This is a genomic window from Paenibacillus motobuensis, from assembly GCF_039521865.1.
Classification (GTDB): Bacteria; Bacillota; Bacilli; order Paenibacillales; family Paenibacillaceae; genus Fontibacillus; species Fontibacillus motobuensis.
Genome location: NZ_BAAACX010000007.1, coordinates 111,980 through 137,541, shown reverse-complemented (window position 1 = coordinate 137,541; position 25,562 = coordinate 111,980). Strand labels below are relative to the sequence as shown.

Genomic DNA, 25,562 nt, shown 5'->3' with positions numbered 1-25,562 from the left:
CCTTACCACTCAATATCGTCTACAGAGACCGGACTCGGGTTCGTGACCATTTTGCGTACTTTGGCATTGTTAATTTCAATGACCCGATTCGCCATTGGTGTGATCGCCGAATTATGCGTTATGACAATAACTGTTGTTCCCGTATTGCGGCAAGTATCCTGCAGCAGCTTCAGCACCTGCTTGCCTGTATTGTAATCGAGCGCACCCGTAGGCTCATCGCATAGAAGCAGTTTGGGCTGTTTCGCCAATGCCCGGGCAATCGCCACCCGCTGCTGCTCCCCACCGGAGAGCTGGGCCGGAAAGTTGTTCAGTCGTTCGCCAAGCCCGACATCACGCAGCACCTGCTCGGCATCAAGAGCCCGAGGGGAGATTTGCGCTGCTAGCTCTACATTCTCCTTTGTCGTTAAGTTCGGCACCAGATTATAAAATTGAAACACGAAGCCGACATCATTACGGCGATAGCCAGTAAGTTCTTTACGGTTAAACTTGGCAATATCTGTCCCGTCAACAAGCACCTGGCCTTCATCTGCCGTATCCATCCCGCCGAGAATATTCAGTACTGTTGATTTCCCGGCACCGCTGGGGCCAACAATAACCGCAAATTCACCCTTTTCGATCTCAAAATTGATGCCGTCATTGGCAACAATCGTTGTCTCGCCCATTTGGTAACGCTTGTACTCATCCTTGATCACTACGAATGCCATATGCCCACTCCCTTTATCATCCTAACGAAGCGATCGATAACGCCGATTCTCGTATATCTATCTCTAGATCCAGTGTATCATAATCGACTATGTGAATAAAAACTCATGAGGGAAGGACTACTTTTCACCCTTAGAGCTAGATTTGGTATGATAGTAGGACAGTATGCTCACAAATTAACGAAGACAAAATATATAGGGTGGTAAATGATGGAATTCAAGACGAATGTCATGAGAATCTTGGACAAGCTAAAGGTGGAATATCGAAGTTACAGCTACGCGGGTACGGATGCGGTCAGTGGTACCGAGGTGGCCGAGACTTTGGGGCAGAATCCGGATCATGTATTCAAGACCTTGGTCACCATCGGAAAGTCGAAGAAATACTACGTATTTATGATCCCGGTTGCCAAGGAGCTTGAATTGAAAAAAGCTGCGCATGCGGTTAAGGAGAAATCGATTGAGATGATCAAATCGAAGGATTTGCTGCCGATTACCGGATATATTCACGGAGGCTGTTCTCCGATCGGGATGAAGAAGAGCCTCACCACGACGATCGATGCATCAGCCGCCGCTTATCCGACGATTATTTTCAGTGCAGGCAAAATTGGCTATCAGGTCGAACTAAGCCTGGGTGATCTGCAAAAGGCCATTTCCTTCCAATTAGCACACATTTCACAATAAGTGCTTACAACCTTATAGGCGCTCGATTCTCTTAAGCTTCGTCACCCCCTGATGCGGTTCATATGGCTTAAAATAAATATTCGGAATGACGCCGCCATGCGAACGAATTGTTCTTGCCAATGATGCAGTAATAGCATCCTCTTGAATTGGAGCGTTCCCGTCTACCTGTATCTGCACCTCTAAATCATGGGACGGGTGCTGAAGCACCTTGTATTCGTCGATCCTGTCCGAGCTCGAGTAAATGCTCTGCCGAATAAAGCCCGGGAAAATAGATACCTTCTCCTCTCCACTAGATGATAGAAACTTAAATATATCATCACTACGCCCTTCAATTTGGGAGATGGCCGTTAGTGGTGATCCGCAAGGACATGGATCTTCCCGGAGCGTCAAAATATCATTAAGCCGATAATTAATATTCGGTTGAGAAGAACGGAACAGATCCGTTACAATCGGCATAAACTTCTTCCTGTCTGCTGTCACGTACTCCCTCTTGATATAGAGCAAATCCTCGTTCAAATGCAATGTCCCATGCTCGCATGTCGTTCCCAGAAGCCCTTCGGTGCATTGATAGACCTGATGGACAGTCTGTCTAAACTGTCGACCGATAAACTCCTCATCCAGCGGATCAAGCACTTCAGCAACACTAATGACTTTACGAGGAGCGATCGTCAGCTTCGACTCCGCCTGCTGCACAGCCAACATTCTTAACATCGAAGGCGGTGCAACGAGGATGGTCGGCTGCAACTGCTGCAGGTTATCTACATGCTACTGCAAGGAATGGAGCAAGTCATAAAAGTGAAACCTAATTTTTCCGGATTGAACGGAATTATATAAATTGCTATTAGCCCGTAAAAAGAAAGCGATTCGCTCTTTTGCCAACAACCCGTGCGGTAGTAACTTGGCTAGAATAATTCCCGCCCATTGGCTCTGTTCGTCATCGGACACGAGGAAGAGCCCGCGATTCCCTGAAGTTCCGGAGGACATCCCTATCGTCATAGTCCCCATTCGCGGCGAGAAGTCCCGCGTCTCTTCACTCGATAGCGCCAACTTGAACGCTTCCTCCTTCTGAATCCCGACGGTATTCAATGTATCAAAGTGATCCATCATCACTCTTTTATCAATCGGCGTCAGAGATGCAAGCAATTCTTTAGCGGAATAGCCATTTGTAGAAGGCAGTTGCAAATAGTATGAGTAAAAAAGAGAATAGTCGCTGATAAAGCGCAAATGCCTTTTCAACTGACGCTCTTGCCATTCCATTAATGCCCGCTCGTCGCGAAAGCGACGAAAATACTTTGTTCTCATATACCATTGCAGTACACGCAGTTTGTTGGTCATTTGGCTATCCTCCCTTTTAAGAAGCGATAGACATATCCTTCAATCCAGCTCCAGGCCATCCACCGTTTTCCGATAGCTAGAGCCTTGGCCCCCTTGCCGACGGGATAGCGAAATTTCGGTCTCGCCTTTTGGGCAATTTGCGCGACTAATCTGGCAACTTCCCGGGGATCAGCCCCGTTATCTCTAGATTTCATCGCTTCTTTTACTAAATTTTCCTGAAAAGCATTCTCGATCTGCTGCTCTGCAACTTTCTCCAGTCCTCGCTCCCAAATCTTTGTCTGATAGGCAGCTGGCTGAACGAGTGACACCCATATCCCCTCATTTAGCAGCTCCAGCCGCAGACTTTCACCCCAGCCCTCCAGTGCAAATTTCGAAGACGCATATGCAGACATCCCTGGAAAACCAAAAAATCCGCTCACACTGCTGATTGCAATCATTTTGCCGCTTCCATCTCTCGGTATGAATGGCAGCAAAGTCTTCGTCGCCCGCAATCATTTGCACACAATATCAAAAGCCGTAACAAAGCTTAGGCAGGTTGAATTAATATCAAATGCCGGGATCGGCCTAGAAGGTGCTAGTTTTTGATGGATCAGGGACGCTGTACATGGAATCGGCTGTTCCATCGTACCGCTTGCGCAAACAATCGCATCGATCTCATCCAGCTCCAATGAAGCATCGCTTAGAGCTTGCAGGGCTGCCTTCGCTCCCATAGATGAAGCATGTTCTCCCTTCGCGTAATAGCGTGTTTTGACACCCGACTTTTTCTCCGCCCATCCCCTCGGCAACTGCAGCACCTGATCCAGCTCAGCCGAATCTACTTTATGCTCAGGGATATATTTACCTGTACCCATGATTTTTACTTTGTGCATTAGATGTCCTCTCTAGAAATAAATCAAAGTTATGTATAATTACGTATGTTACCAAACTTTCCAAGTTGAATCATGGTTAAGAAGTCCCTGATGTATCGACAAAAGCCCCAAATATTCGACCGAAGACAGAATAACACAAATAGAGCTTTCCCTAGAAAGCAGAGATTCTACTTCTGGAGAAAGCCCTATCTTATCTATTAATGAGGTAAGTCATTGGATACGACGGACTGCAAAGTGCGGTTTCTATCCGCATTTAATTCCCAGAACATCGCGCCGCGTAATCCTTTGGTTTTGATAAACTCATTTTTCAAATGGATGGATTGCTCGTCATCATACGTAATGAAGATTTTCGTAGAAGGATTGTAGAGGAATGGAGTCTGCGTCACACTGTTCCAATGGCGGGTATAACCTTGGCCAGCCACGGTATATTTACCCGTAGAATCAGCGGATAACAGGCCCGTGTTTTGCATGAAGGCGAAGTCATATGTCGAGCCGTCGGAACCGCCTGTCGCTTCACCGTTACAGCTTTGATACAATCCGTTGTTATTGGGACCCGCGTTACATCCCTTCCAGCCGTATCCATAGAACGGTTCACCTATGGTTAGTTTATTGGCAGAGATGCCCTTGTTCAAATAGTTAGTTACCGTGGAATTAATGTTGAATTGACTGTTGCCATTCGTGTTGGCCGGGTCATTGTACAATGGCGATACGATACCGCTTGTAGCGTCCCATGGACCATAGTAGTCATAGGTCATGATGTTGATCCAGTCCAAATACTGTGCGGCGTTAGACAGCCAGTTGTTGGTGCCGCCTGCATCGGCAAGGAAGCTGGAGTTTGCGCTGGAAGCGATCGTAATATAATAGTGCTTACCATCTTGCTGCCCGGCTGTATCCAGGGCCTGACGTAGCGTCTGCAGCAGCAGAACATAGTTCGCTTTGTCAGCTGTACGTTGGCATGTTTGACCTGATGCGCAAGGTACGCCAATGCTGTTCGGATATTCCCAATCGATGTCGATTCCATCGAATTGATACTGACGCAGGAAGTTCACGGCAGAAGTAGCGAAGTTGCCTCTGGTTACCGGGTCATTCGCCGTGTTGGAGAATTGATTGGACCAGGTCCAACCGCCGACAGAGGCGAACAATTTAAGATTGGGATTGGTGTTTTTAAGCTGTCTTATGGTAACTAATTGGTTGTATCCGCCATCGGCCGTACCGTCGGTAAATGGATCTCCAAGCACGATAGAACCGTTCGGTGCATTATTGGCAGTGCCATTGCTGTTTTGACAGGTCCATGTGTTGGGATTAGGGTTATCAGGGCTTTGGGAAGGATTTCCATGCTTTCCGTTCCAGCAAATATCCAGGAAAGCATAGTTGATAACAGTTACTTTTGTGGGGTCAATATTGGAAGGGGTAAAGGAAGGTGTATCGTAAGCAGCCCAGCTTGGGAAGTAACCAATGATCTCATATTGGGTTGAGTTTTGAGAAAGGGTGGTAACGGTGAGCGCATTACTAGCAGGGGAAACATTACCTGCTGCATCCTTTGCTTTCACTGTAAAAGTGTAAGAAGTGTTCGCAGTTAAGCCTGTTACCGTGTAGGAAGTTGTATTCGAGGAGCCTGCCAGCGTCGTGCCATTATAAATATCGTAGCCTGTGACGCCGATGTTGTCTGTCGAGGCGGTCCAGCTTAGGGATACCGAGCTTGTAGTTACTGTAGGTGCTGTTAGGTTATTAGGTGCTGTTGGCGGCTCCGTGTCTACAACAGGCGCTCCTGTCGTGACGTTGACTGGTGCGCTGGCTGCAGATAAATTGCCGGCAGCATCTTTCGCTGTGACAGTGAACGTGTAGGCAGTACTAGCGCTTAGTCCCGTGACTGTGTAGGAAGTCGTTGCTGAAGAACCGGCAAGCGCAGAACCGTTGTACACATTGTAACCCGAAACACCCACATTATCTGTTGAAGCCGTCCATGTTAATGTAACCGAGCTGCTGGTCACGTTACTGGCTGATACATTGGTAGGTGCTGTCGGCGGCTCCGTATCAGCAGGGGCTGATTGTTTGCTCCAAAGTGCAGGAACGTTTGGTGGTTCCCATCCAACGAGAGAGGTATGTCCTTGTACACATTGGTAAATATCTGTTCCATAGGTGACGATATCACCTGTTTTATAAGTAGTATTAGGTTCCCAGGGTGCAGCACCTAGGGCGGTTAATGGTACGGCTGTGAATACCATGATGATGACAAGAAGCAAGATCGCACTAACTTTTTTGACTTTTCTCAATTCTGATCACACTCCGCTTATATTAGTTGAAGGTTCGTCAAACCTGAGGAGTACGTGACATCTCTCCTTTCATTTACAAATCTATGTAATCGCATTCCAAATTACCAGAATGATAGAAGAACGCCCGATGGTGTAGAATGCGAATTTACAAGCTACTTGGGGATTTTGGAGTGTATCAATACCTATGAATCCATGTATGTAAGAAGCGAGGTAGAAACTCATTTACACGCTTCTCACTGGCACAGTTGATATCTGATCAACGCGAACGAATTGGATAAAACTCGAATGGAGTTTGGGATTGCTTAGCGGAAGGAATTCAAAACTGAGTCAAATCGGGGAAATCAAAATTAAGGATAATTCAGATTAAACGTTGTATCACGAAACTAAATATATGCACATGGGGAAGAGAGTATGAACCTCATGGATAAAACAGTATGCAAAGAAGCCCCCCACAAGTCCCGTGAACTTTATGAGGAGCCTCTTATTCAACCAATGCAAGTAAATCGTGAAGCATCAAGGGTTTCCTATTCAGGAAACCCTTGATGCTTCAGGCTTCGTCGGCCTTATTACATCATGCCGCCCATTCCACCCATGCCGCCCATGTCTGGAGCAGCTGGTGCAGCTGGTTCCGGCTTATCAGCGACTACCGCTTCAGTAGTCAGGAACAGGCCTGCTACGGATGCCGCATATTGCAGAGCGGAACGTGTTACCTTCGCAGGGTCAACGATACCTGCATCGAACATGTTCACCCATTCGCCAGTAGCTGCGTTGTAGCCTACGCCGACTTCTTCCTTCTTCAGGCGTTCTACGATAACGGAGCCTTCTTCACCCGCATTCGCCGCGATCGTGCGAACTGGCTCTTCCAGTGCGCGAAGCACGATGCTTGCGCCTGTCTTCTCGTCGCCGCTCAGGTCAAGTGCTGCGACTGCGTTATATACGTTCACGAGCGCTACGCCACCACCCGATACGATCCCTTCTTCAACCGCTGCGCGTGTTGCGTTCAGGGCATCTTCGATGCGAAGCTTGCGTTCTTTCAATTCCGTTTCTGTTGCTGCGCCAACTTTGATCACCGCTACGCCGCCAGCCAGTTTAGCCAGACGCTCTTGCAGTTTCTCCTTGTCGAACTCGGAAGTCGTCTCTTCCAGTTGCGCACGGATTTGGTTCACGCGAGCATCGATATCGGCTTTGTCGCCGCTGCCGTCCACGATCGTTGTGTTCTCTTTCGTAACGATAACTTGGCGTGCATTACCAAGCTGATCGATGGTTGTACTCTTCAGATCCAGGCCGAGCTTCTCCGTGATCACTTGGCCACCAGTCAGAGCGGCGATATCCTGCAGCATTGCTTCACGACGGTCGCCGAAGCCAGGGGCCTTAACAGCTACCGCGTTGAACGTGCCACGCAGTTTGTTCACGATCAGCATCGCTTGTGCTTCGCCTTCGAGATCTTCAGCGATAACAAGCAGTGGTCTGGATTGTTGTACGATCTTCTCAAGCAACGGCAAGATTTCTTGCGTGCTGCTGATCTTCTTGTCGGTGATCAAGATGTATGGATTATCGAGAACTGCTTCCATTTTATCAGTATCTGTGATCATGTATGGAGATACATAGCCACGGTCGAATTGCATACCTTCGACCACTTCAAGCTCCGTCAAGAAGCCGCGGGATTCTTCAACCGTGATAACACCGTCTTTGCCCACTTTCTCCATCGCTTCTGCGATTTGTTCGCCGATTTCTTCGTCTGCTGCAGAGATCGCAGCTACTTGAGCGATCGATTGCTTGCCTTCGATCGACTTGGAGATCTTTTGCAGCTCTTCAACCGCTACTTTCACGGCTTTGTCGATCCCTTTGCGAAGACCGATTGGGCTAGCGCCTGCCGTTACGTTCTTCAAGCCTTCACGAATCAACGCTTGTGCAAGTACAGTTGCTGTCGTCGTACCGTCACCAGCGACATCATTTGTCTTCGTCGCTACTTCTTTTACGAGCTGAGCACCCATGTTCTCAAATGCATCTTCCAGCTCGATCTCCTTCGCGATTGTTACACCGTCATTGGTGATCAACGGGCTGCCGAATTTCTTCTCCAATACAACGTTGCGGCCCTTTGGTCCAAGTGTTACTTTTACTGCATCAGCCAAAGTATCTACACCACGAAGCATTGCGCGACGTGCTTCTTCACTAAATTTAATTACTTTTGCCATCGTTACGATTCCTCCTTAAGTATATTAGAGCGTGACCGAATTGACCGAGAAAGGCCTATTAACCGACAATCGCGTGGATGTCGCTTTCCTTCATGATCAAATACTCTTTGCCTTCATATTTCACTTCAGTACCCGCATATTTGGAGTACAACACGCGGTCGCCTTCCTTCACTTCCAGAGGAACACGAACGCCATCCTTCAATGCGCCGCTACCTACGGCTACAACTTTGCCTTCTTGCGGCTTTTCCTTGGCTGTATCTGGAAGCACGATGCCGAAAGCCGTCGTTTCTTCTTGTTCGATTGGTTCTACCAATACACGTTCACCTAATGGTCTAATCATGAGAAATAGCCTCCTTATTAATATGTTGTAATGAAATCATAGACATATTCTTCTATGTATTAGCACTCGACATATTCAAGTGCTAATAACCAATATTATGATACTCAAATTAGGGACAAATTTCAAGTTCCTGATTGTATTTTTTATCAGACCAACCGCTCATTCAGAAGATATCTCATTTGATGCAAAGACTACTAGAAATAAATCCAACAAATAAGAAAAGAGCAATCTCAATATATATTTTTATTTGAGACTGCTCTATATTTTCATTTCTAACCTTGCCTGGATATGTTTATCAATCTGATTTAATTATTTATGCGTTACGTTAATCGCTCCATTCTCTGCCACTTCGATAGTACCTTGAAGTACTTTGCTTATGAATTCCACAGGAACATACATATTCTTGTTATGCAGCTCTGGAGCCGCACCAAGGGAGAACGGGGCTACCTTGTTGAAGAAATATTGATCTTTACCGAGCTCAAATGATGTAAATACGGCATTTTTGGTCAGGTCTGCTCTTTTCTCTTTTGCATTCCAGGTTAGCTTGAAGCCAAGGCCCTCAGCTGTGGAACGCAATGGAATCATAACCTGCCCTTTTTTGTTAGTATAATAATCGCTCTTGTTGATGACAACACTTGCCTTTGCAGCTTCATTATCTCCACCTTTGGCGGTAAGGGCGATACTGAATTCCGGTGTTCCTGCAGCACCTGGTGCGATCGAGTATTTAGGGAATACGATCACTGCTTTGCCGTCTTTCACATAGAAATCTTCCTCTTGCCCGGCATCGATTCCTTTGAACTCATCGGAGAAGTAATTCTCTGGCTGCTTCGCCATTTGCTCACGGATTTGCTTGTCCAATACATTCTTATAATTCGCTCCGAACAATTCTTCCAAGGTAACGCGTTCAGCCTCGGCTTTATTCCATACATTATAGAAATATTGAACTGGTGCCGAAGTTCCGCCGCTGAAGCCCTCTTGAGTAACTACGAATGAGAGCAATTGCTGCGGATTAGCAGCAGCAGAGCCGTCTGACTTCACTTCATAGTCGATATACAATTCATACGGACGGAATTCATATTTATTCTCTTTCGCTTCCTTGGCTCCTTCCGCAGCCAGCTTCTCCCACTCTTGAATCGCTTTATCCGCATTGCGTTCAATAATATCATTCATTTCCAGGCCATATTGTGTATCCTTCAAGCCCTCAACGACTGGAATTTTCACCTGAGCCTTCAAGTAAGGGCTATTCGAAGTGAGAGTCTTCGTCTTAATAGTAAACTTCTGTTCCTGCCCGTTCGAGATTGCCGCCTCAACCACGCTCTTGGCGGAAGGTGCAACTCCTTGAGCCGCTTGCACCGGATGTGCCAGCTGGGTAACACCCGCACCGCTGATCAGCAAGCCACCAGCCACTCCCAAAGCAATCATCGATTTTTTAGTCATCCATGTTTTCATTTCCATCGCCCTTTCAGTCATGAGTAAGTTAACTCTAGATTTTGAAGTTAGCCTGAATTTGCTAGTAACACCCTACCACTAAACTGGGCTAATCTTCCTGTGAATCTATCGTAACAGGGCTGACAGAAGAGTTCGTTACAAATTAACAACAGCTTACATCAGAACCGACGAATCCAAAGGCAAAATGATGGTAACCGTAGTACCCTTATGTAATTCGCTGTCCATACTCATGCTCCCCCCGTGCAGTTCAACGATCTCCTTAGACAGAGCGAGTCCAATTCCGCTGCCGGACTGCTTGCTCTTACCTTTGAAAAATTTTGTCATCATCTTCTCCAAATCAGCTGGAGCAATTCCCTCGCCCTCATCGACCACTTCAAGCTGCAGCTCCTGCTCAAGCCGCTCCGCTCTAAGCAATACCTCTCCACCTTCATGTGAAAATTTGATCGCATTGTCGAGCAGATTAATAAGCACCTGCTTCATCCGATTGCGATCTGCGGTAATGTATCCGGCATTAGTGTCATACTCCGTCCGCAGTGTAACCCCCTTCAGATCAAGATGGGCCGAGAATTGCACCTTCAATTCACTAAGCAATTCCCCTACATTCCACCGCGTCGGGTGCATCTCCAGATGCTTCGCCTGGAGCTTGGAGAAGTCCAATAAATCATTGACCATGCCATTCAATCGCTTCGCTTCATCTCGAATCGTCTGCAACCCATCGAGCAGTTCTTCCTTATCCTCCATATCTCCCGTCAGCAGCGTCTCCGACCAGCCTTGAATAGAAGTCAATGGTGTCCGTAATTCATGAGACACCGTGGAAATGAACTCATGCTTCAGCTTGTCCGTCTTTAAAATCTCTTCGGCCATCACATTCATCGTTTGTCCAAGCACAGCAATCTCATCGTGCTGCCGATTCTCGGATCGGACATGGAAATCCCCTTTGATATACGCGTTGGCTACGCGGCGAAGCTCGAACAGAGGCCCAACCATTCTACTGGACAGAAATAGACTGACAATGAAGGAGGCTGCAATAATACCTAGACTAAGTGCCAGTGTGGCAAGAACGATCTCTTTATACAGCTTGTCAATCGCCGACAGGGATGTGACGAACCTGACGACGCCGACAACACTATCCTCACGGTATAGCGCGTAGCTATAAGCCATCAGATGCTCTCCGCCTTGCTCCAATCTACCAGTCCATGACCCTTCTCCGGCCTGGATAGCCCCGGCAATATCAGGAGAGGACAATCTCCCCTCCTGTTCAAAGCCATTGGCGTTCATCAATACTTTTCCAGACAGATCAAGCACCTGAATATTCATATAGTCAGCTGTAGGAAGCTGTTGAAAGATTTCCGTTGCCTTCTCACGAAGCGTCTCATTATTAATGAATTTATTGTAATACGCAGACAGAATGTCAACCCGTTCCGCGAACGCCTCCTTCGCCCCCTGGTAATAATACCGATGAACACCATACAGGAAGAGCGTTGAGAACAAGGTTGTAACGAGCATGATAATAAAGAAATGGCTTAATAATAACTTGCTCTTAATGCTCTTCATGCTGCGAACTCCACTTGTAACCATGTCCCCAAACCGTATGAATCCAGCCTGGATGGGAAGGATCATCTTCGATCTTGTTGCGAAGACGCCGCATATGTACGTCTACCGTCTTCACTTCTCCTGTATAATCCTGTCCCCATACCGCGTTGAGGATATCATCCCTGCTGAGGCTGGCATCCGTATTCTCCAGGAACATTTTCATTAACGCATATTCGGTTGGTGTCAGATCCACCTCTACCTCATTCTTCCATACCTTTCGTTCTTTGGACGATAACGTAAAGATGCCCGACTGAAGCTGTCCCCCCATTTCATACGCTACAGGATGCAATCTTCGATAGAGCGCATTAATCCGGGCCATCAGTTCCGTTGGACTGAAAGGCTTGCATATATAATCATCGGCCCCCATCTCAAGTGCCGCCACCAAGTCTTCCTCCTGTGTTAGAGCAGTGAGCATAATAATGCCCATTTTAGGAAAAGAGCGTCTAAGCATTCTACATACATCAAGCCCGCTAATCGCGGGCAATTGAATGTCAAGCAGAGCTATGTCAATGTCCTTTTCTCTCTCTACAGCTTCCATCGCCTCCTCGCCGGTTTCCGCCTCAACGACGACGATTTCCCTCCGTTTCAAGTTGATGCGCACAAAATTACGGATCGGGCGCTCGTCCTCCACAATCATTACTTTCATCTGTACAACCTCCAACAGTGCCTCAAAATTTCGTATCCTTAAAACCGCTGACCAGTTCCTTCACCGAAATAGCCAACGATTGAATCGCACTCGGATATTCATTCAAACTCTCCGGGAATATCCCAACAATCCACTTGTCTTTGCCTTCGCGCAAGGAGACAAATTGATAACCTGCTTTCTTCCATTTTTCAATTTCTTGACTCTTGCCGGACATGGGCACCATTTTGATCTCCAGGAGCGATATCTCAGGGTTTCGCAGGGGTCTGAACGAGATGCCCTCCTTATTGTCGCCGATGTACTGCAGTGTTACCTGATCGGTCCAACGCACTGGCAGATCGAAGCGATAATTGTTCTCAAAGCTATAGAAGCTGTCCATCACGGGCTTCAGCTTGCCTTGTGGCGTCCACTGTATCCACTCATGAATGAACGGCATATCCGAGTAAGGGATATCCTCTGTTCCCGGAGGCTCCTTCATCCGGTCAATCTCCAGAATTCCGTCTCCGTTGACATCTTCGCTCAAGGTCGTCTGTGCATTGGAAAATTCCGGGTTGAGCGGATCGACATTAAGTACATCCTTTAACTTACCTTGCTCCTTAATCAGCATCGAAGTATAAGAAGAGTGAGCGCCGATATCGGCCACGATGACGATTCCCTGCCGTTCTTCATTTACTTTGCCGGTAACAACCTGGGCATAGCCGTTAATGGCGCCGTCTAGATCAACCGCCGTTTGCTTGACCATCTGGCCATCATGAAAATCATATAACGCCGCTTCTGCCACCATTTTCTCAGAGTCCCAGGACAGGTTGAATAGCTCCGGTTTATTGTTGCTATCAAGATCTGTAACAAGGATCTTCGTATACAGCATATCTCCGTCCAGTTCGAGCTTGTCCTCATGATTCACCGAATGGATTTGCAGCTCATTGCGTCCGCGTACTCCACCTTTCCATCCGGTGATAATCTCCTTGCGCCCGTCCCCATCCAGATCTGCGATCTGAAAGAAATCGATACCGCGGCTCGGGACCGTCACTTGATCCAACCGTTCCCATTTGCCGTTATCCTCCCTTAATACGATATACCCATACTCAAATTCATCGGATTCATTCGTAAAGAAGGCAATAACCTGCCGATTGCCGTCTCCTATAATATCCTTAATAAATATGGCGGTCGCCCCGTATGGCCCGTTATCCGGGATCACCAGCTTGGAATGGGGCGGTAGTTGCTGCAATACTTCCTGCCTAATATTAGACTGCTGCTGAGACTCGATAGGAGGCTGAAGTAGTTGAAAAGGCGTACTGCTAAGGCTGCAGCCACTAAGGAATAAGACTATTCCGCTTAATATCAACACACTGATCATTCGATGTATTCTCATGTCATCACCATTCAATTCTAAATTCATAAAGCTGACTATCTCTAATCATAAAGAATGACAAGATGAAGAGGTTACAGAACCATTACGCCAACAATGATCAAAGGCTATCACACAAGGTCAGATGACCTTAGGATAGCCTACGGCAACGGTTCTCATCATAGAATCACCCTTGACGGGTTTTTAATTCCGCTCACCCTTTAATATCTCTGTCTTCAGCCGTCGTCCTGTAGGGGTGTCGGCAAGTCCGCCTTGTGCGGTCTCTCGCAGTGCAACCGGCATCACTTGACCAATCCGATACATCGCTTCTATCACTTCATCGCAAGGAATCGCACTCGCAATACCAGCCAGCGACATATCCGCAGCTACCATGGCAATCGCTGCTCCCATCGCATTCCGCTTCACACACGGAACTTCAACCAGACCAGCAACCGGATCACATACTAGACCCAGCAAGTTTTTGAGTGCTATGGCCATCGCTGTAGCAGATTGCTGAGGTGTCCCTCCGGCCAGGGCCACGATCGAAGCTGCCGCCATCCCCGTTGCAGAGCCCACTTCGGCCTGACAGCCTCCAGCGGCGCCGCTAATCGAGGCATTGTTGGCAACAACCATCCCGAATGCCCCGGATGTGAACAAAAAATCAATCATCTGATCCCGGGTCGGATGAAGCTTATCCACCAGCGCGAATAATACACCCGGGATCACCCCCGAAGCGCCAGCCGTCGGCGTGGCACAAATCAGTCCCATCGCCGCGTTCACTTCATTGGTAGCGACCGCTTTGCTAACAGCATCAAGCACTGTAAAGCCGCTTAATCCTTGACCACTAGCAATATATTGTTGCATTTTTACCGCATCACCCCCGGTCAGTCCCGAATGCGACTTCACCCCGCTGAGTCCTCTTTCTACAGCCTTCTCCATTACTTCAAGATTGCGCGACATTTGCCCTCGGATCTGTTCCCGGCTCTTTCCGCTAACTTCCATCTCCTGGCGGATCATGATCTCTGCAATGGAGCATGATTTCTCTTCTGCTAGTGCGATTAACTCAGCCACATTAGAAAACATTGAAGTTCTGCCTCCTTTACATGTAATTTGTGTTCAAAAAGTGGGGGGCTCTGCTAATCCTCCATGGATAGAACCCGGTCAACACCCTCTAGCTTCCTAATAGTATCGATCACTTCGCTACCGATCATCTCATCCGTCTCGATAACCATCAGAGCCATCTTGCCCTTTTCCTTGCGAGACACCTTCATATTCCCGATGTTGACATGATTTCCACTCAATATATGGGTCACTCTGGCGATAACGCCATAGCGATCATGATTAATAATTAGAATAGCCGGACTTTCGCCAGACAGGCCCAATTGGAATCCATTCAGCTCACGCAGCTCAACCTTGCCGCCGCCGATAGAAATCCCTACCAGATCAATCTCCTCGCTCCCGCTCTGCATGGTGATGCGGACCGTATTCGGATGCTCCGGAATCGCCTCTTCTGTTCTAATGATAATCTCTATTCCCGCTTCCTCTGCATATTTCGCAGACTGAGGAAGACGTGGATCATCCGTATCATACCCTAATAATCCGGCAATTAATGCCACATCAGTGGCATGTCCCTTATAAGTGTCAGCAAAAGAACCGTACAGCGACAATACTACACGCTTCGGCTCCTCGCCAAATATACTGCGCGCCAGCCTGCCAATCTTCGCCGCCCCTGCTGTATGAGAGCTAGAGGGACCGACCATAACCGGACCGATTACATCAAACACGCTACGGTATTTCATTATCATTCTCCCTTGTAAGTAAATCATGAAATATCTCGAGCAAAAAGAATCACTAATCCATAATATGCGCTTCACAGAGACGATGCAATAAGATTGGCCATACCTGGCGACAGCACAAAGGCCGCCCCTCAGCCAAGCTTGACCGCGAGACAGCCTGTGTATCTAGTTATTGCTTATTATACCCGCAAACGATAAATTCCCTTGTTCTCGAGACCACGAATGAGTGGGGTCCAATCCTCATCCTCTGCGGTTGTGTTCAATGCATCTTCCACCATCTGCAGCTTCGCATCAAGCGCATCGATATGGTGCAGAGCCACCGCTTCCGCTGTCTGCGGCTGTACTGGGCTTCCCCACTCGCCTAAATTATGATGCGAGAGCACCAGATGCTGCAATCCCATCACCTTATGTGAATCAAGATCAATATCAAGCCGGATCGCCGCCTCTGTAATCCAATTGGACGCCATCGAGATATGACCCAGCAGCTTGCCAGGCGTACTGTATTCGGACACAATGCCGAGCTGCGCTACCATCTCTTCCGGTTTGGCGATATCGTGCAAAATAATTCCCGCCCGAAGCATATCCGGATTCAAAAATGGGCGCTGCCCGCATAGAAACTCACCAAGCTCCAGCATCCTGACCATGTGATAGGCAAGGCCGGCAAAATAGGCATGATGATGCGTCTTCGCAGCCGGATAATGCATCAGCTTCTCTTCCACTTTATCAACACAATACGTTACGATGCTGCGGATCTCCGCATCCGATATAGTAGCGATCGTCGCCTGGATCGTATGGATCAAGTCTACTGCCCGGATTGGCGCGGAACGGACGAAGTCCACGAGCTTCACTCCATCTTCTTCTTTGACCGGGCGCATCTGGATGATCTTCATTTGCAGCCGCTCCCGATAAGTCTGTACAACACCACGTACCTTTACGAGTCCCATTGGGAAGAAGGTCTCTTTATCAACCTCTGAAGCATCCCATAATTTAGCCGAGATTTCTCCACTGGAATCGCTCAGCACGATATCCAAATAATTTTTGGGAGGCGTACTATTCGTTAATTTAACTTCTACTTCCTTCAGCAAATAATAACCAATGAATTCCTCTTGATTTACAAATTCTTTAATTAATGTCATGATTTCTCCCCCACAAAATAATCATATCTCCATTATACTATGGGTCCAAGCTAAAGCAGAAAAAACAATTTAGGGATAGTTCATAAATTACGCTTTAGGTGCTGAATATCAAAATTTTTGAACATCATTTTAATGAAACAGTTCAAAAAGGCCGGCAGCCCCGGATCTATCCGGTTCGGCTGTCGGCCATACCTGCAACTATTCCACTATTTGATTGTGGACTCATCCTTGCTTCCGATTGCAATCCAGGTAATAAAGCCGTAATTGATCGGACTATCCTTCAATCTTGATATCTCAACAGTAGCCATATCCTGGGACCGATCCTTCAAACTAACATAGTACGCTGGATGATTAGTCATGGCCACAAGCACATAATGCGCATGATCAAAAGGCTCATCGAAATGAATCGTAATCTCAGTCGACTTCTCATAACCTTGCAGCAAGAACGCTGACATGCCGAACTGCTGTATAGCCTGTTGGCCGCTGATTGCCTGAACCGGATTGATCCTTAAATGCTCGGAGCCAATAGAATTCGGCGACAGATGATGAGAGGTTATTGATCCATTAGCCAGATGCCGGGATTGCACAGAATCATCCACCAGATGATACCCGAACACTGATCCCTCTTGAATATGTTCCGAGCTGACCGACCATTTCGACAGATGATTGGATTCTACTGCTCCATCGGCTAAATGATCCGACTGGACGGATTCATTGACTAGATGGTAGCCAAATACCGATCCCTCCTGAATATGCTCAGAGCCGACCGATTGATGACTCAGTACGTCGGAATCCACCGTATTATCCAGCAGATGCTCTCGGGAGATCGAGCCCGCCTTGATATCTTCTCCTCTGATTCCGCCCTCCGGCAGCAGGCCTTGTTCTCTAATCTCCTTTGCCAAATGCTCAGAGCTGATCACGTCAGGAGCAATATGATGCGAAGCAATCGCACTCTGCTCAATATGGGTGCTATCGATGCAATTCTCTGCTAGGTGCCGCGAGCTGACCGAATTCTCCGCCAGATGGTGCGCCTGAACCGATTCAACAGTCAGATGCAGGCTGGAGATCGAATTGGCCTGCAAATGCACGGCTCCCACAGAGTGACTCTTGAGCACATCCCCATCGACGGCATTTTGCTCTAGATGAACACGACTAATTGAGCCGGGCCGTAGATCTTTGCCGCTAATTCCGTTCTTCGGAAGTAGACCCTCTTGCTGAAGCTCGGGAGATAGATGAGCGTGATTTACAGAGCCTTCACGAAGATGCCGTGAATAAACAGCCCCTTCATGGATATGGGAGTCATGCACACTGCCTTCCGTCAAATGCTGTGCTTTGATAATATTCGAAGATAGGTGCTGAATCTGCACAGATTCATCCGCCAGATGATACCCGGACACCGAGCCTTCCTGAATATGTTCCGAACTAACCGACCATTTCGACAGATGATTGGATTCTACTGCTCCATCAGCCAAATGATGGGACTGCACAGATTCATTGACTAGATGATTTCCAGATACTGACTCTTCCTGAATATGCTCGGAGCCAACGGAATGCTTCGACAGATGATTAGATTCTACCGCATCATCAGCCAAATGACGGGACTGTACGGATGCATCGACCAGATGGTGGCCGAATACCGATCCCTCCTGAATATGCTCAGAACCGACCGATTGCTGACTCAGTACGTCAGAATCCACCGTATTATCCAGCAGATGCTCTCGGGAGACCGAGCCCATCTGGATATCCTCTCCTCTGATCCCATGTTCAGGCAATAGGCCTTGTTCTCTAAGCTCCTTTGCCAAATGCCCACGGCTGATCACATTGGGAACAATATGATGAGAAGCAATCGCCTTCTGCTTAATATGGGTGCCACCGATGCAATTCTCTGTAATATTCCGCGAACTGATCGAATTCTCCGCCAGATGCTGCGCCTGTACCGACTCATCCGTCAGATGCAGACTGAAGATCGAATTGGCCTGCAAATGCACGGCTCCCACAGAGTGACTCTGGAGCACATCTGCATCGACGGCATTTTGCTCTAGATGAACGCGGCTAATCGAGCCTGGCCGTAGGTCTTTACTGCCGAGTCCTTCCTTAGGAAGCAGACCCTCCTGCTGAAGCTCAGGAGATAGATGAACGTGATTTACGGAGCCTTCACGAAGATGCCGTGAATCAACAGCCCCTTCATGAATATGGGAGTCATGCACACTGCCTTCCTTAAGATGCTGTGCTCCGATAATATTCGAAGACAAATGCTGAATCTGCACTGCTTCATCCGCCAGATGATAGCTTTGCACCGATTTCAGCTGCAAGTGCAGCGAACCGACCGATTCGTTCTGCAGCGCTTCATCATCAACAGCACCTTTTTGCAGGTGTATCCGACTGATTGAGCCGGATTGTAGACTTTTTCCGCCAATCCCCCCTTCGGGCAGGATGCCTTCTCGCACAATCTCCTCATCCATCAGTACCTTCGAAATCACGCCAGGCTGAATATGTTCAGCCGTAACCGACCCTCTCGCAAGCAATTCGCTGTCAATAGTTCCAGGGAGTATATGACGGGACTGTACAGCCCCGTCGGCCAGATGATCGCTCTGTACCGAAGAGGCAACGATATGCTGACTTTGGACGCTATGTGCCTGCAGATGACCTACACCTACCGAGCCAAGCTGCAGAACCTCTGCATCGACCGCTCCCTTTTGCAAATGAGCGCGACGAATGGATGAAGGCTGAACGTCCATTCCGCTAATTCCTGCTTCCGGCAGCAGTCCTCCCTCCTGCAATTCAAGGGACAGATGCTTTAAATTCACTGCCTGAGGAGTGAGGTGATGCGATTCGATTACACCTTCCCCAATATGTGCTCCCTTAATGCTGGCTTCTGCCAGATGGCGCGACTGAACCGTTTGATCCGCTATTTTGTCGGAAGTGACTGCTTGATTTTGCAATGCTTGCCCGGGTACCGATTCGGTTGTAAAGTGATCCTCCGTGAGTACATTGGTCTGTAAGTGACTGGCATCAACCGCAGCCTTCGCTAAATGCTGGGACTTTACGGCACCCTCAGCCAAATCCTCGGACAGTACCGCCCCCTCTGCCAAATGCCAGGATTGAATCATACCTGGGGCGATTTTAGAGGAGACCACACTGCCTTCGGCCAGTTTACTGCTTGTAATCGACAGATCTGTAATCTTGTCGCTGCTCACGCTCTCTGGAGATAGCTTCAAGGCCGTCACAGCATGGTCCTGCAAATGATAAGAGAAGATGGCTCCCTTCTGCAAATGGTCCCCATGAATCGAATCATTCTGCAACTTGTCGCTACTCACACTGTTCTGAGCCAGATGCTGCTGCTGAATCGAGCCGGAGACAATATGACTTGACTGCACTTGATTGTCCCCAATAATTTTGCTAGTGACAGCTCCCCTCACGATTTTACTCTCTGTCACACTGCCTTCGGCCAGCTTCTCCGATACAATGCTACCAGGCTGGAGATGTCTCTCTTCGATGGCTTCCTCTGAAATATGCTCACCAGTAATCGTCTCGATGTCGATCTTGTCACCGGTAACTGCGGAGCCGGCGATATGCCATTCCTGAATTGCATTAGGGGAGATGTGATCGCGATGTACTGCCCCCTGCTGTATATGTGCAGCATTAATTGTATTAGTCGCAATTTGCGGCCCTTGCACAGATCCTTTGGCCAAATGCCTTGTCAGTACGGATTCATCCGCCAGCTTATGCGGCAATATACTCTGGTCGGCAATCTTCGAAGAAGTAACCGCCTGCTCGACGATCTGTGAAGTTCCGACAGACTGATCGGCTAGTTTGGTTGAGGTGACACTGCGATCCGCCAAATGCCTGCCCTTGATTTCACTGCTTCCAATCTGTTCTTCTCTAACGCTTCCAGCTTGTAGATGGGTACTATCAATAGCGCCTGGAGTAATATGCATCGCTTTTACGATTTTCTCGCCAAGATGATGCGCATCCACGCTTCCCTTCTCAAGCTGCTCAGCCCCTACGCTGGAATGGGCCAGATGCTCTTTGGTGATCAATCCGGGCGCGAGATTATTAATGGTAATTGCATTCTCAGCTAGATGACGGCTCTCAATCACACCGTCCTGCAGCTTGGCTCCCGTTACCGACCCGTCCCTCAACTTCGCAGAGGTAACAGCACCTTCGCTCAATTTGGAAGTATCAATCGCTGTATTGGCGATATGATAGGAATGAATACTTCCACTGCGCAGCTTCTCTGAAGTTACCGCTTGATCCTGAATCAGATCCGTTGTTACGATCCATTCCCGCAAATGGCGGCTCTCAATGGAGCCGTCAGCAAGCTTCTCTCCACCAATCACACCATCAGCGAACTTATCGGCGGTAATACTACCCTCCTCTAGCTTACTTCCGCTGATCGATCGTTCACGAATCTTACGTCCTTCAATGGCTCCATCCACCAAATGATCGGCTGTGATGGAGCCGGGAGCGATCTTGGAGGCATTTACTGCCGATTCGGCAATCTTAATATTGCTTACCGCATAATCAGCAATCCATGCAGTGCCGATCGCCCCATGCCTGATCTTGGTCGAGTCGATGGTAAACGGTGCAATTTTATCACCTGTTACAGATGAACTCGACAGATCGTCAGTATAAATAATTCCTTTCTCGAGCTGTGAGGCTCTTTTTTCCTGAAGAGCTTCCTTTACCATCTGTTCATGCCGGACAGGCTGCCCAGATTCATTCTGCGCCACTCTCTCCTTAGCGCTAAGATCCTTGGCCTCCTTCGGTTTTGAACCCTGCTCAGACCCCTCATTGGATAGAGAACCCTGTGTACGCTTCTGTTCCACATATTCGTCAACCTCAACCATAGCAAGAGACTGATGTAGTTTGACCTCCTGGTCCTCCTGCTGGCTCTCGGTATTGAAAGAACTCAGCAGCTTCAGTTCATTCATATCCGGGTTATCCACGAAGTATAGCGAGTTTTTTGACCTGCCGTTTTTCGTGGTTTTCGTTCGCTTTTTCAGAGCCGTCCTCCCCTTTGCCAAAAGATAAATCTCCTTAGGCATCATATGCGGACAGTTAGGCTCCTGTCACAGCAACTCCGCGACTTATCCGACTTTCCAGCATTATTTTTCTCATTCCTTCAAGTATAACGAAGACACCCTGCCGCATTCGCAGCAGGGCTAATTCATTGTACGCTATAAATTTCTACCTTGAGAATTCGATTCTTCCGGCTTGTGTACCGCATTCAGCATATTCGACACTCTCTGATAGAGATATGAAATGCCAAGCAGCAGCAGACCGAAGCTGAAGTAAGCGATAATTTTACTGCCGGTCGTCATCAGCGACAGGTCAAAGAGCAGCATTTTCCCTGTAGACAGCAACGTCAGGCCAAGCCCCATCCGGCGGATGAAGATATATCTCCTGCGGAATCCGTAAGCGATATACGCGATCGCCAGCAGAAGGTAGATCAAGCTGAACAGCCAACTTACATCCCCAAGCCTGAATTGGATCCCTAAAAAGGCTGTAGTAATACCAAAAATATAAACCCCGAGACATACCGGAATCCATTCCAGCCCCCCGGCTTGGCGGCCAATGATCCGTAGCAGCAAATCCCGCCCGCTAAAAAAGACAAATACGTTGAATGCGATTAATATGACCAGCGCCAAATAATTCTCAAACGTATTGTATTCCCCGTTCGTATTCAGCGCGGGCATCCCCAGCGTAACTCCCAGGCATAGAACATATCCAATAATATACAAAATAAGGCTATAATACTTCATTACCCTGTCATACAATATCTTTGCCTTGTTCAATCCATATGCCAGAACGAACGTAATTGCAGCAAAGAGCAACCATTGATAGAAGCTATATAGTATTGCGTCTGCAGGCATTAGTGCCTTGTAGATCCGGTTAATTTCATACAGCAGGTAGAACCAAGTATTGATAGATGATATATACTTTAAGACCGATAGTAACGAATGATCTGACTGTTTATAACGCTTGATCTCCTGTTCATTCTGGAGACGGAAGCCATAGAAGCAAGCCAGACTAAGCAAGCCGATGGAGATAAAGCTATACTTCCAGGCGAAATCGACTTCGGGATCGATGAACAAGCCTCCTAGCAAATCGACCATGACAAAAGCTACCATTGTCAACGTCAGAATTCCCCAACCGATCCTCTCTACAAACTTCGACCGTTGCAAATGCCCCAGAACGGAGAAGACGATCCCCTCTATTAACCACCCTAGCGACATGTAGTTAATTCCGAACTGGAAAGGGATAACGAGTAGGGAGAAGGTAAGGGATGTGCCGTAGAACAACAGCCGCGTCTCGATTTCTTTGTCCAGATACTTGCGATTAAAACGTCCAAGTCCGTAATAGACGATGCAGAAAATGAGTGCAAGCAGCCCGCGCAGCTGATTCCAGCCCGCCTTATCGAATAAGCTGTACAGTATACTGCAGCTGATAATCGTATTTAAGGCTAGCAGAGAGAAGTCAAGCCAATTCAGCTTGGATTGATAACGAAACGGCACCCACAGTGTAATGCTGAGATACATTAAGAATGTAATCAGTGCATAGATGATAGCGATCGCGGTTAAATCTGATAGATTGACAAGGATGATCATCGATAGGGTATTCAACCCAAAGCTTATATAATGCACGACAGGCCAACGCTTCCGGAAAGAAATAAGCAAAATTAGTGCATTCAACAGGAATAAATATCCCATCGCCACATATACAGCGTTACCGGCCAATCCATATACCTCTAGATAGGAGAAGAACGGAAGATAGCCTCCTACCAGTGCAAATGAACAGATCGTCTTGGATTGATAGCGAAGTGACATTAATGCAGCTGCTGCGGTTATGATAACACAGAGCGCCAGCCCCAGCGTTAAATTGATTATCTCAAGTAGGAAATAGCTATAAAAAACGGAGCCATATAGGACCGAAATCCCGCCCCCCAACAGCCCAAGTGCGAAAATTTGCTTATTCTTTCGGAACAGCCATTCCCCGCTGGCCAGCATCAGTAAACCCAATGCAAAGAAAACAGCTCCTTTGGTATATGCATTGAACCAGCTATATGTATACTTGAATGCCGCTCCCATTCCAATGATGAGCAGCAGAATGCCCAGCTTGTTAATCCAGTTCAAGCCAATCTTCATCTCGATCTGATTCTGCTTCACGCGACGTTGAATCGTATGTTCGTCCACCCCTTCGGCCTCCAGGCTCTCATAACCGTCTAAGGCCTCTCTATGGATTCGCCGCTCCTCCTCATATAAGTACTGGCGGTGAAGTTGGACCCGTTGATTAATCTCTCCTTGCAAATCGGCCAGCTTGGCGGTGATTGCCTGCTGATCACCCTGCAAATACCGCTCCGCCTTTTCATATAATTGCTGGATTCTCTGCCTGCTGGAATATTCAAGTGCTTGAAGTCGGTTCATATGCTGATGGGACGCAGAGGTGAAGTAAGTATTCAGCTTCTCCTGAGATACTCTGATGAAGGTGAGCTTCTCATCGAGAATCTGCTCGGCCAGAGCCTGGCGGAGTCCGCCGTTCTCCTTCTCCAGCAGCCGCAGTCTGCTCTCTAATGCCGCAACCCGCTGCTTATATTCCTCATAATCTCGCTTAAGCACTTCATTTTCCTGTACCAGATCACTCGCTGAATATTCTTTGAGAAGTACCTCATATTCTTCGGCAATGATGTTCTGTTGTTCTCGAAGTTTATTCAATCGGTCTTTGAATTCCTCCATTACTTCCTCCTTTTGTTTCTCATTCAGGTTCATTCTATATATTACTATATGCCCCCACAAATTTCCTTTTGATTTTAGCTTTTTAAGATGCAATTGTGTCAAATACAATATGACGAAAAAAAGGACAGATTTACGCAAAAGAGGGAGAGTAACGGCTCTCCCCCATAAACTATAAATGCTGACCTCTCACTTATTTAGTGAAGGATTAAATTATAAGTGCTCCGTCTCTTGAATATCTGTCGTTACTTGCATCGGCTCGTTCGTATTGCGAGCTGCGAACAGGAATACGATGATGAGAATAAAGGCGATCAGACACATCAGAGGTATCGTCAGGAATCCGAACCAGTTCAGGTAGTCAAAATCACACGGGATGCCTACCTTGCAAGGCAATGCCTTGGCTAAGGCCGGAATCTTCTGCTCTGCATAATGGTATACCGAGATAGATCCGCCGATAAAGCTAAGCGGGAGGATATAAGGGATCACATTTCGGTCATTGCGATACGCAGCAATTCCAAGCAGAACAACCTGTGGGTACATGAATATGCGCTGGAACCAGCATAGCCTGCACGGCTCATAATGCAATACTTCACTTAAATACAAACTTCCGGCTGTGGCCACCATAGATACGATCCAAGCAAAATAAATACCATAATTTCTGAACAAAGAACGCACTGTTCTCGCTCCTCCCTTATATAACGGATACAGTCTACAACAGGTTATTTCCCTAGTGCCGCCTTAATCTGTTGCTCGAACTCGGTATAATCATCGTAATGACCAAGATACTCCACACCATTAATATAATAGGTTGGTGTACCTGAGACACCTATCTTGCTGGCTTTACTCTGATGTTCGTTCACTTCTTGGATATAGGTCTGATTCTCGATATCTTTCCGCAGCAAATCAAAATCGATGGACAGATTCGCCTGCTTCGCTAAATCTACCAAATAATCGGGAGTCGCCCATGCGAGATTCTCATCCGGCTGATTGTTGTATAAGGCATCAAAATAAGTCCAATAAGCATCGCTATTCTGGTGGAATACCGATTGCGCCGCTAACGCAGCTGTCGTTGAGTCCGGGGCGATGAATGGAAGGTTCATGAAATAAAAGGCCACCTTGCCCGAATCTATATAATCGCTGACCAGGTTCGGTTTAATCTTATCATTCGCAATTTTACAAGCCGGACACTTGAAATCCCCGAATTCAACAATCTTGATCGGAGCGTCAGCTTGTCCTATCCTTGGAAGCTTCTCATAATCAAAAGATGCGGCCGTTGCTTGAGGCCTGATCGATAGCACGATCACAATCAGAACCAGCAAAAGGCCTACGGTCGAGAACCAGATAATCCGTCTTGTCTGCTGCTTCTTCTTGGCTTTCTCTGCGGTGGCATTACGCTGCGCCATCGTGCTTTTTTGTTTTTTCGGTGGCATTCTATCCCTTCTTTCTACCAAAATTTAATAGTTTATTATA

The 25,562-nt window shown here is 47.6% G+C and carries 20 protein-coding genes; 1 reads left to right on the top strand and 19 read right to left on the bottom strand.

Translation table 11 applies throughout. The annotated features are described in order from the left end of the window. Positions 1-2: 2 nt before the first annotated feature. Positions 3-704 carry an ABC transporter ATP-binding protein gene (locus ABD014_RS05805; RefSeq protein ID WP_343858635.1) on the bottom strand — a complete coding sequence of 234 codons (702 nt, stop codon included), beginning with the start codon at positions 702-704 and terminating at the stop codon, positions 3-5. 204 nt (positions 705-908) lie between these two features. Here ABD014_RS05805 and ybaK point away from each other — a divergent pair, with 204 nt between their 5' ends. Next, positions 909-1,382: a Cys-tRNA(Pro) deacylase gene (gene ybaK / locus ABD014_RS05800; protein WP_343858632.1), complete on the top strand. Its 474-nt coding sequence runs from the start codon at positions 909-911 to the stop codon at positions 1,380-1,382. 12 nt (positions 1,383-1,394) lie between these two features. Here ybaK and ABD014_RS05795 read toward each other — a convergent pair whose 3' ends face one another. From ABD014_RS05795 to ABD014_RS05710, 18 genes are all read right to left on the bottom strand, one after another. After that, on the bottom strand, positions 1,395-2,135 hold the full coding sequence (locus ABD014_RS05795; protein ID WP_343859695.1) for a F390 synthetase-related protein: 741 nt from the start codon (positions 2,133-2,135) through the stop codon (positions 1,395-1,397). A gap of 12 nt (positions 2,136-2,147) precedes the next feature. Beyond that, positions 2,148-2,717 carry a hypothetical protein gene (locus tag ABD014_RS05790; protein ID WP_343858630.1) on the bottom strand — a complete coding sequence of 190 codons (570 nt, stop codon included), beginning with the start codon at positions 2,715-2,717 and terminating at the stop codon, positions 2,148-2,150. After that, positions 2,714-3,208: an SDR family NAD(P)-dependent oxidoreductase gene (locus ABD014_RS05785; RefSeq protein WP_343858628.1), complete on the bottom strand. Its 495-nt coding sequence runs from the start codon at positions 3,206-3,208 to the stop codon at positions 2,714-2,716. Before ABD014_RS05785 ends, ABD014_RS05790 begins: the two co-directional genes overlap by 4 nt. Then, complete coding sequence (locus ABD014_RS05780) at positions 3,209-3,586, bottom strand: hypothetical protein (RefSeq protein WP_343858625.1); 378 nt, start codon at positions 3,584-3,586, stop codon at positions 3,209-3,211. 197 nt (positions 3,587-3,783) lie between these two features. Further along, positions 3,784-5,811, bottom strand: a complete 2,028-nt coding sequence (locus tag ABD014_RS05775; RefSeq protein ID WP_425542051.1) for a glycosyl hydrolase family 18 protein — start codon at positions 5,809-5,811, stop codon at positions 3,784-3,786. Between the two features lie 614 nt (positions 5,812-6,425). Beyond that, positions 6,426-8,054, bottom strand: coding sequence for a chaperonin GroEL (gene groL / locus ABD014_RS05770; RefSeq protein WP_343858620.1), 1,629 nt, complete (start codon positions 8,052-8,054; stop codon positions 6,426-6,428). A 58-nt stretch (positions 8,055-8,112) separates the two neighbouring features. Then, positions 8,113-8,394 (bottom strand): co-chaperone GroES, encoded by a 282-nt coding sequence (gene groES / locus ABD014_RS05765; RefSeq protein WP_343858617.1) that lies wholly within the window; start codon positions 8,392-8,394, stop codon positions 8,113-8,115. A gap of 309 nt (positions 8,395-8,703) precedes the next feature. After that, positions 8,704-9,843 (bottom strand): stalk domain-containing protein, encoded by a 1,140-nt coding sequence (locus tag ABD014_RS05760; protein ID WP_343858615.1) that lies wholly within the window; start codon positions 9,841-9,843, stop codon positions 8,704-8,706. 153 nt (positions 9,844-9,996) lie between these two features. Beyond that, entirely contained in the window at positions 9,997-11,397 is a 1,401-nt protein-coding gene (locus ABD014_RS05755) for a sensor histidine kinase (protein ID WP_343858613.1), read from the bottom strand. Further along, positions 11,384-12,082: a response regulator transcription factor gene (locus ABD014_RS05750; protein ID WP_343858611.1), complete on the bottom strand. Its 699-nt coding sequence runs from the start codon at positions 12,080-12,082 to the stop codon at positions 11,384-11,386. The genes ABD014_RS05755 and ABD014_RS05750 overlap by 14 nt, the downstream gene beginning before the upstream one ends. 22 nt (positions 12,083-12,104) lie before the next feature. Next, positions 12,105-13,436 (bottom strand): hypothetical protein, encoded by a 1,332-nt coding sequence (locus ABD014_RS05745; protein WP_343858609.1) that lies wholly within the window; start codon positions 13,434-13,436, stop codon positions 12,105-12,107. A gap of 195 nt (positions 13,437-13,631) precedes the next feature. Continuing rightward, on the bottom strand, positions 13,632-14,510 hold the full coding sequence (gene sdaAA, locus ABD014_RS05740) for an L-serine ammonia-lyase, iron-sulfur-dependent, subunit alpha (protein ID WP_343858607.1): 879 nt from the start codon (positions 14,508-14,510) through the stop codon (positions 13,632-13,634). A 53-nt stretch (positions 14,511-14,563) separates the two neighbouring features. Then, complete coding sequence (gene sdaAB / locus ABD014_RS05735) at positions 14,564-15,226, bottom strand: L-serine ammonia-lyase, iron-sulfur-dependent subunit beta (RefSeq protein ID WP_343858604.1); 663 nt, start codon at positions 15,224-15,226, stop codon at positions 14,564-14,566. Between the two features lie 176 nt (positions 15,227-15,402). Then, positions 15,403-16,359 carry a 3'-5' exoribonuclease YhaM family protein gene (locus ABD014_RS05730; RefSeq protein WP_343858602.1) on the bottom strand — a complete coding sequence of 319 codons (957 nt, stop codon included), beginning with the start codon at positions 16,357-16,359 and terminating at the stop codon, positions 15,403-15,405. Positions 16,360-16,565: 206 nt separating this feature from the next. Then, complete coding sequence (locus tag ABD014_RS05725) at positions 16,566-21,386, bottom strand: WIAG-tail domain (RefSeq protein WP_343858599.1); 4,821 nt, start codon at positions 21,384-21,386, stop codon at positions 16,566-16,568. Positions 21,387-21,539: 153 nt separating this feature from the next. Next, on the bottom strand, positions 21,540-24,095 hold the full coding sequence (locus ABD014_RS05720; RefSeq protein ID WP_343858596.1) for a DUF2339 domain-containing protein: 2,556 nt from the start codon (positions 24,093-24,095) through the stop codon (positions 21,540-21,542). 210 nt (positions 24,096-24,305) lie between these two features. After that, on the bottom strand, positions 24,306-24,767 hold the full coding sequence (locus tag ABD014_RS05715) for a disulfide oxidoreductase (RefSeq protein WP_343858594.1): 462 nt from the start codon (positions 24,765-24,767) through the stop codon (positions 24,306-24,308). A 44-nt stretch (positions 24,768-24,811) separates the two neighbouring features. Continuing rightward, positions 24,812-25,522, bottom strand: a complete 711-nt coding sequence (locus ABD014_RS05710) for a DsbA family protein (protein WP_343858592.1) — start codon at positions 25,520-25,522, stop codon at positions 24,812-24,814. Positions 25,523-25,562: the final 40 nt, after the last annotated feature.

What these genes read in the sequence shown, in the direction of transcription:
- ABD014_RS05805 (WP_343858635.1), bottom strand. Translation starts at nt 704, where the DNA reads ATGGCATTCGTAGTGATCAAGGATGAGTACAAGCGTTACCAAATGGGC.
- ybaK (WP_343858632.1), top strand. Translation starts at nt 909, where the DNA reads ATGATGGAATTCAAGACGAATGTCATGAGAATCTTGGACAAGCTAAAG.
- ABD014_RS05790 (WP_343858630.1), bottom strand. Translation starts at nt 2,717, where the DNA reads ATGACCAACAAACTGCGTGTACTGCAATGGTATATGAGAACAAAGTAT.
- ABD014_RS05780 (WP_343858625.1), bottom strand. Translation starts at nt 3,586, where the DNA reads ATGCACAAAGTAAAAATCATGGGTACAGGTAAATATATCCCTGAGCAT.
- ABD014_RS05775 (WP_425542051.1), bottom strand. Translation starts at nt 5,811, where the DNA reads ATGGTATTCACAGCCGTACCATTAACCGCCCTAGGTGCTGCACCCTGG.
- groL (WP_343858620.1), bottom strand. Translation starts at nt 8,054, where the DNA reads ATGGCAAAAGTAATTAAATTTAGTGAAGAAGCACGTCGCGCAATGCTT.
- groES (WP_343858617.1), bottom strand. Translation starts at nt 8,394, where the DNA reads ATGATTAGACCATTAGGTGAACGTGTATTGGTAGAACCAATCGAACAA.
- ABD014_RS05760 (WP_343858615.1), bottom strand. Translation starts at nt 9,843, where the DNA reads ATGAAAACATGGATGACTAAAAAATCGATGATTGCTTTGGGAGTGGCT.
- ABD014_RS05755 (WP_343858613.1), bottom strand. Translation starts at nt 11,397, where the DNA reads ATGAAGAGCATTAAGAGCAAGTTATTATTAAGCCATTTCTTTATTATC.
- ABD014_RS05750 (WP_343858611.1), bottom strand. Translation starts at nt 12,082, where the DNA reads ATGAAAGTAATGATTGTGGAGGACGAGCGCCCGATCCGTAATTTTGTG.
- ABD014_RS05745 (WP_343858609.1), bottom strand. Translation starts at nt 13,436, where the DNA reads ATGATCAGTGTGTTGATATTAAGCGGAATAGTCTTATTCCTTAGTGGC.
- sdaAA (WP_343858607.1), bottom strand. Translation starts at nt 14,510, where the DNA reads ATGTTTTCTAATGTGGCTGAGTTAATCGCACTAGCAGAAGAGAAATCA.
- sdaAB (WP_343858604.1), bottom strand. Translation starts at nt 15,226, where the DNA reads ATGAAATACCGTAGCGTGTTTGATGTAATCGGTCCGGTTATGGTCGGT.
- ABD014_RS05730 (WP_343858602.1), bottom strand. Translation starts at nt 16,359, where the DNA reads ATGACATTAATTAAAGAATTTGTAAATCAAGAGGAATTCATTGGTTAT.
- ABD014_RS05720 (WP_343858596.1), bottom strand. Translation starts at nt 24,095, where the DNA reads ATGGAGGAATTCAAAGACCGATTGAATAAACTTCGAGAACAACAGAAC.
- ABD014_RS05710 (WP_343858592.1), bottom strand. Translation starts at nt 25,522, where the DNA reads ATGCCACCGAAAAAACAAAAAAGCACGATGGCGCAGCGTAATGCCACC.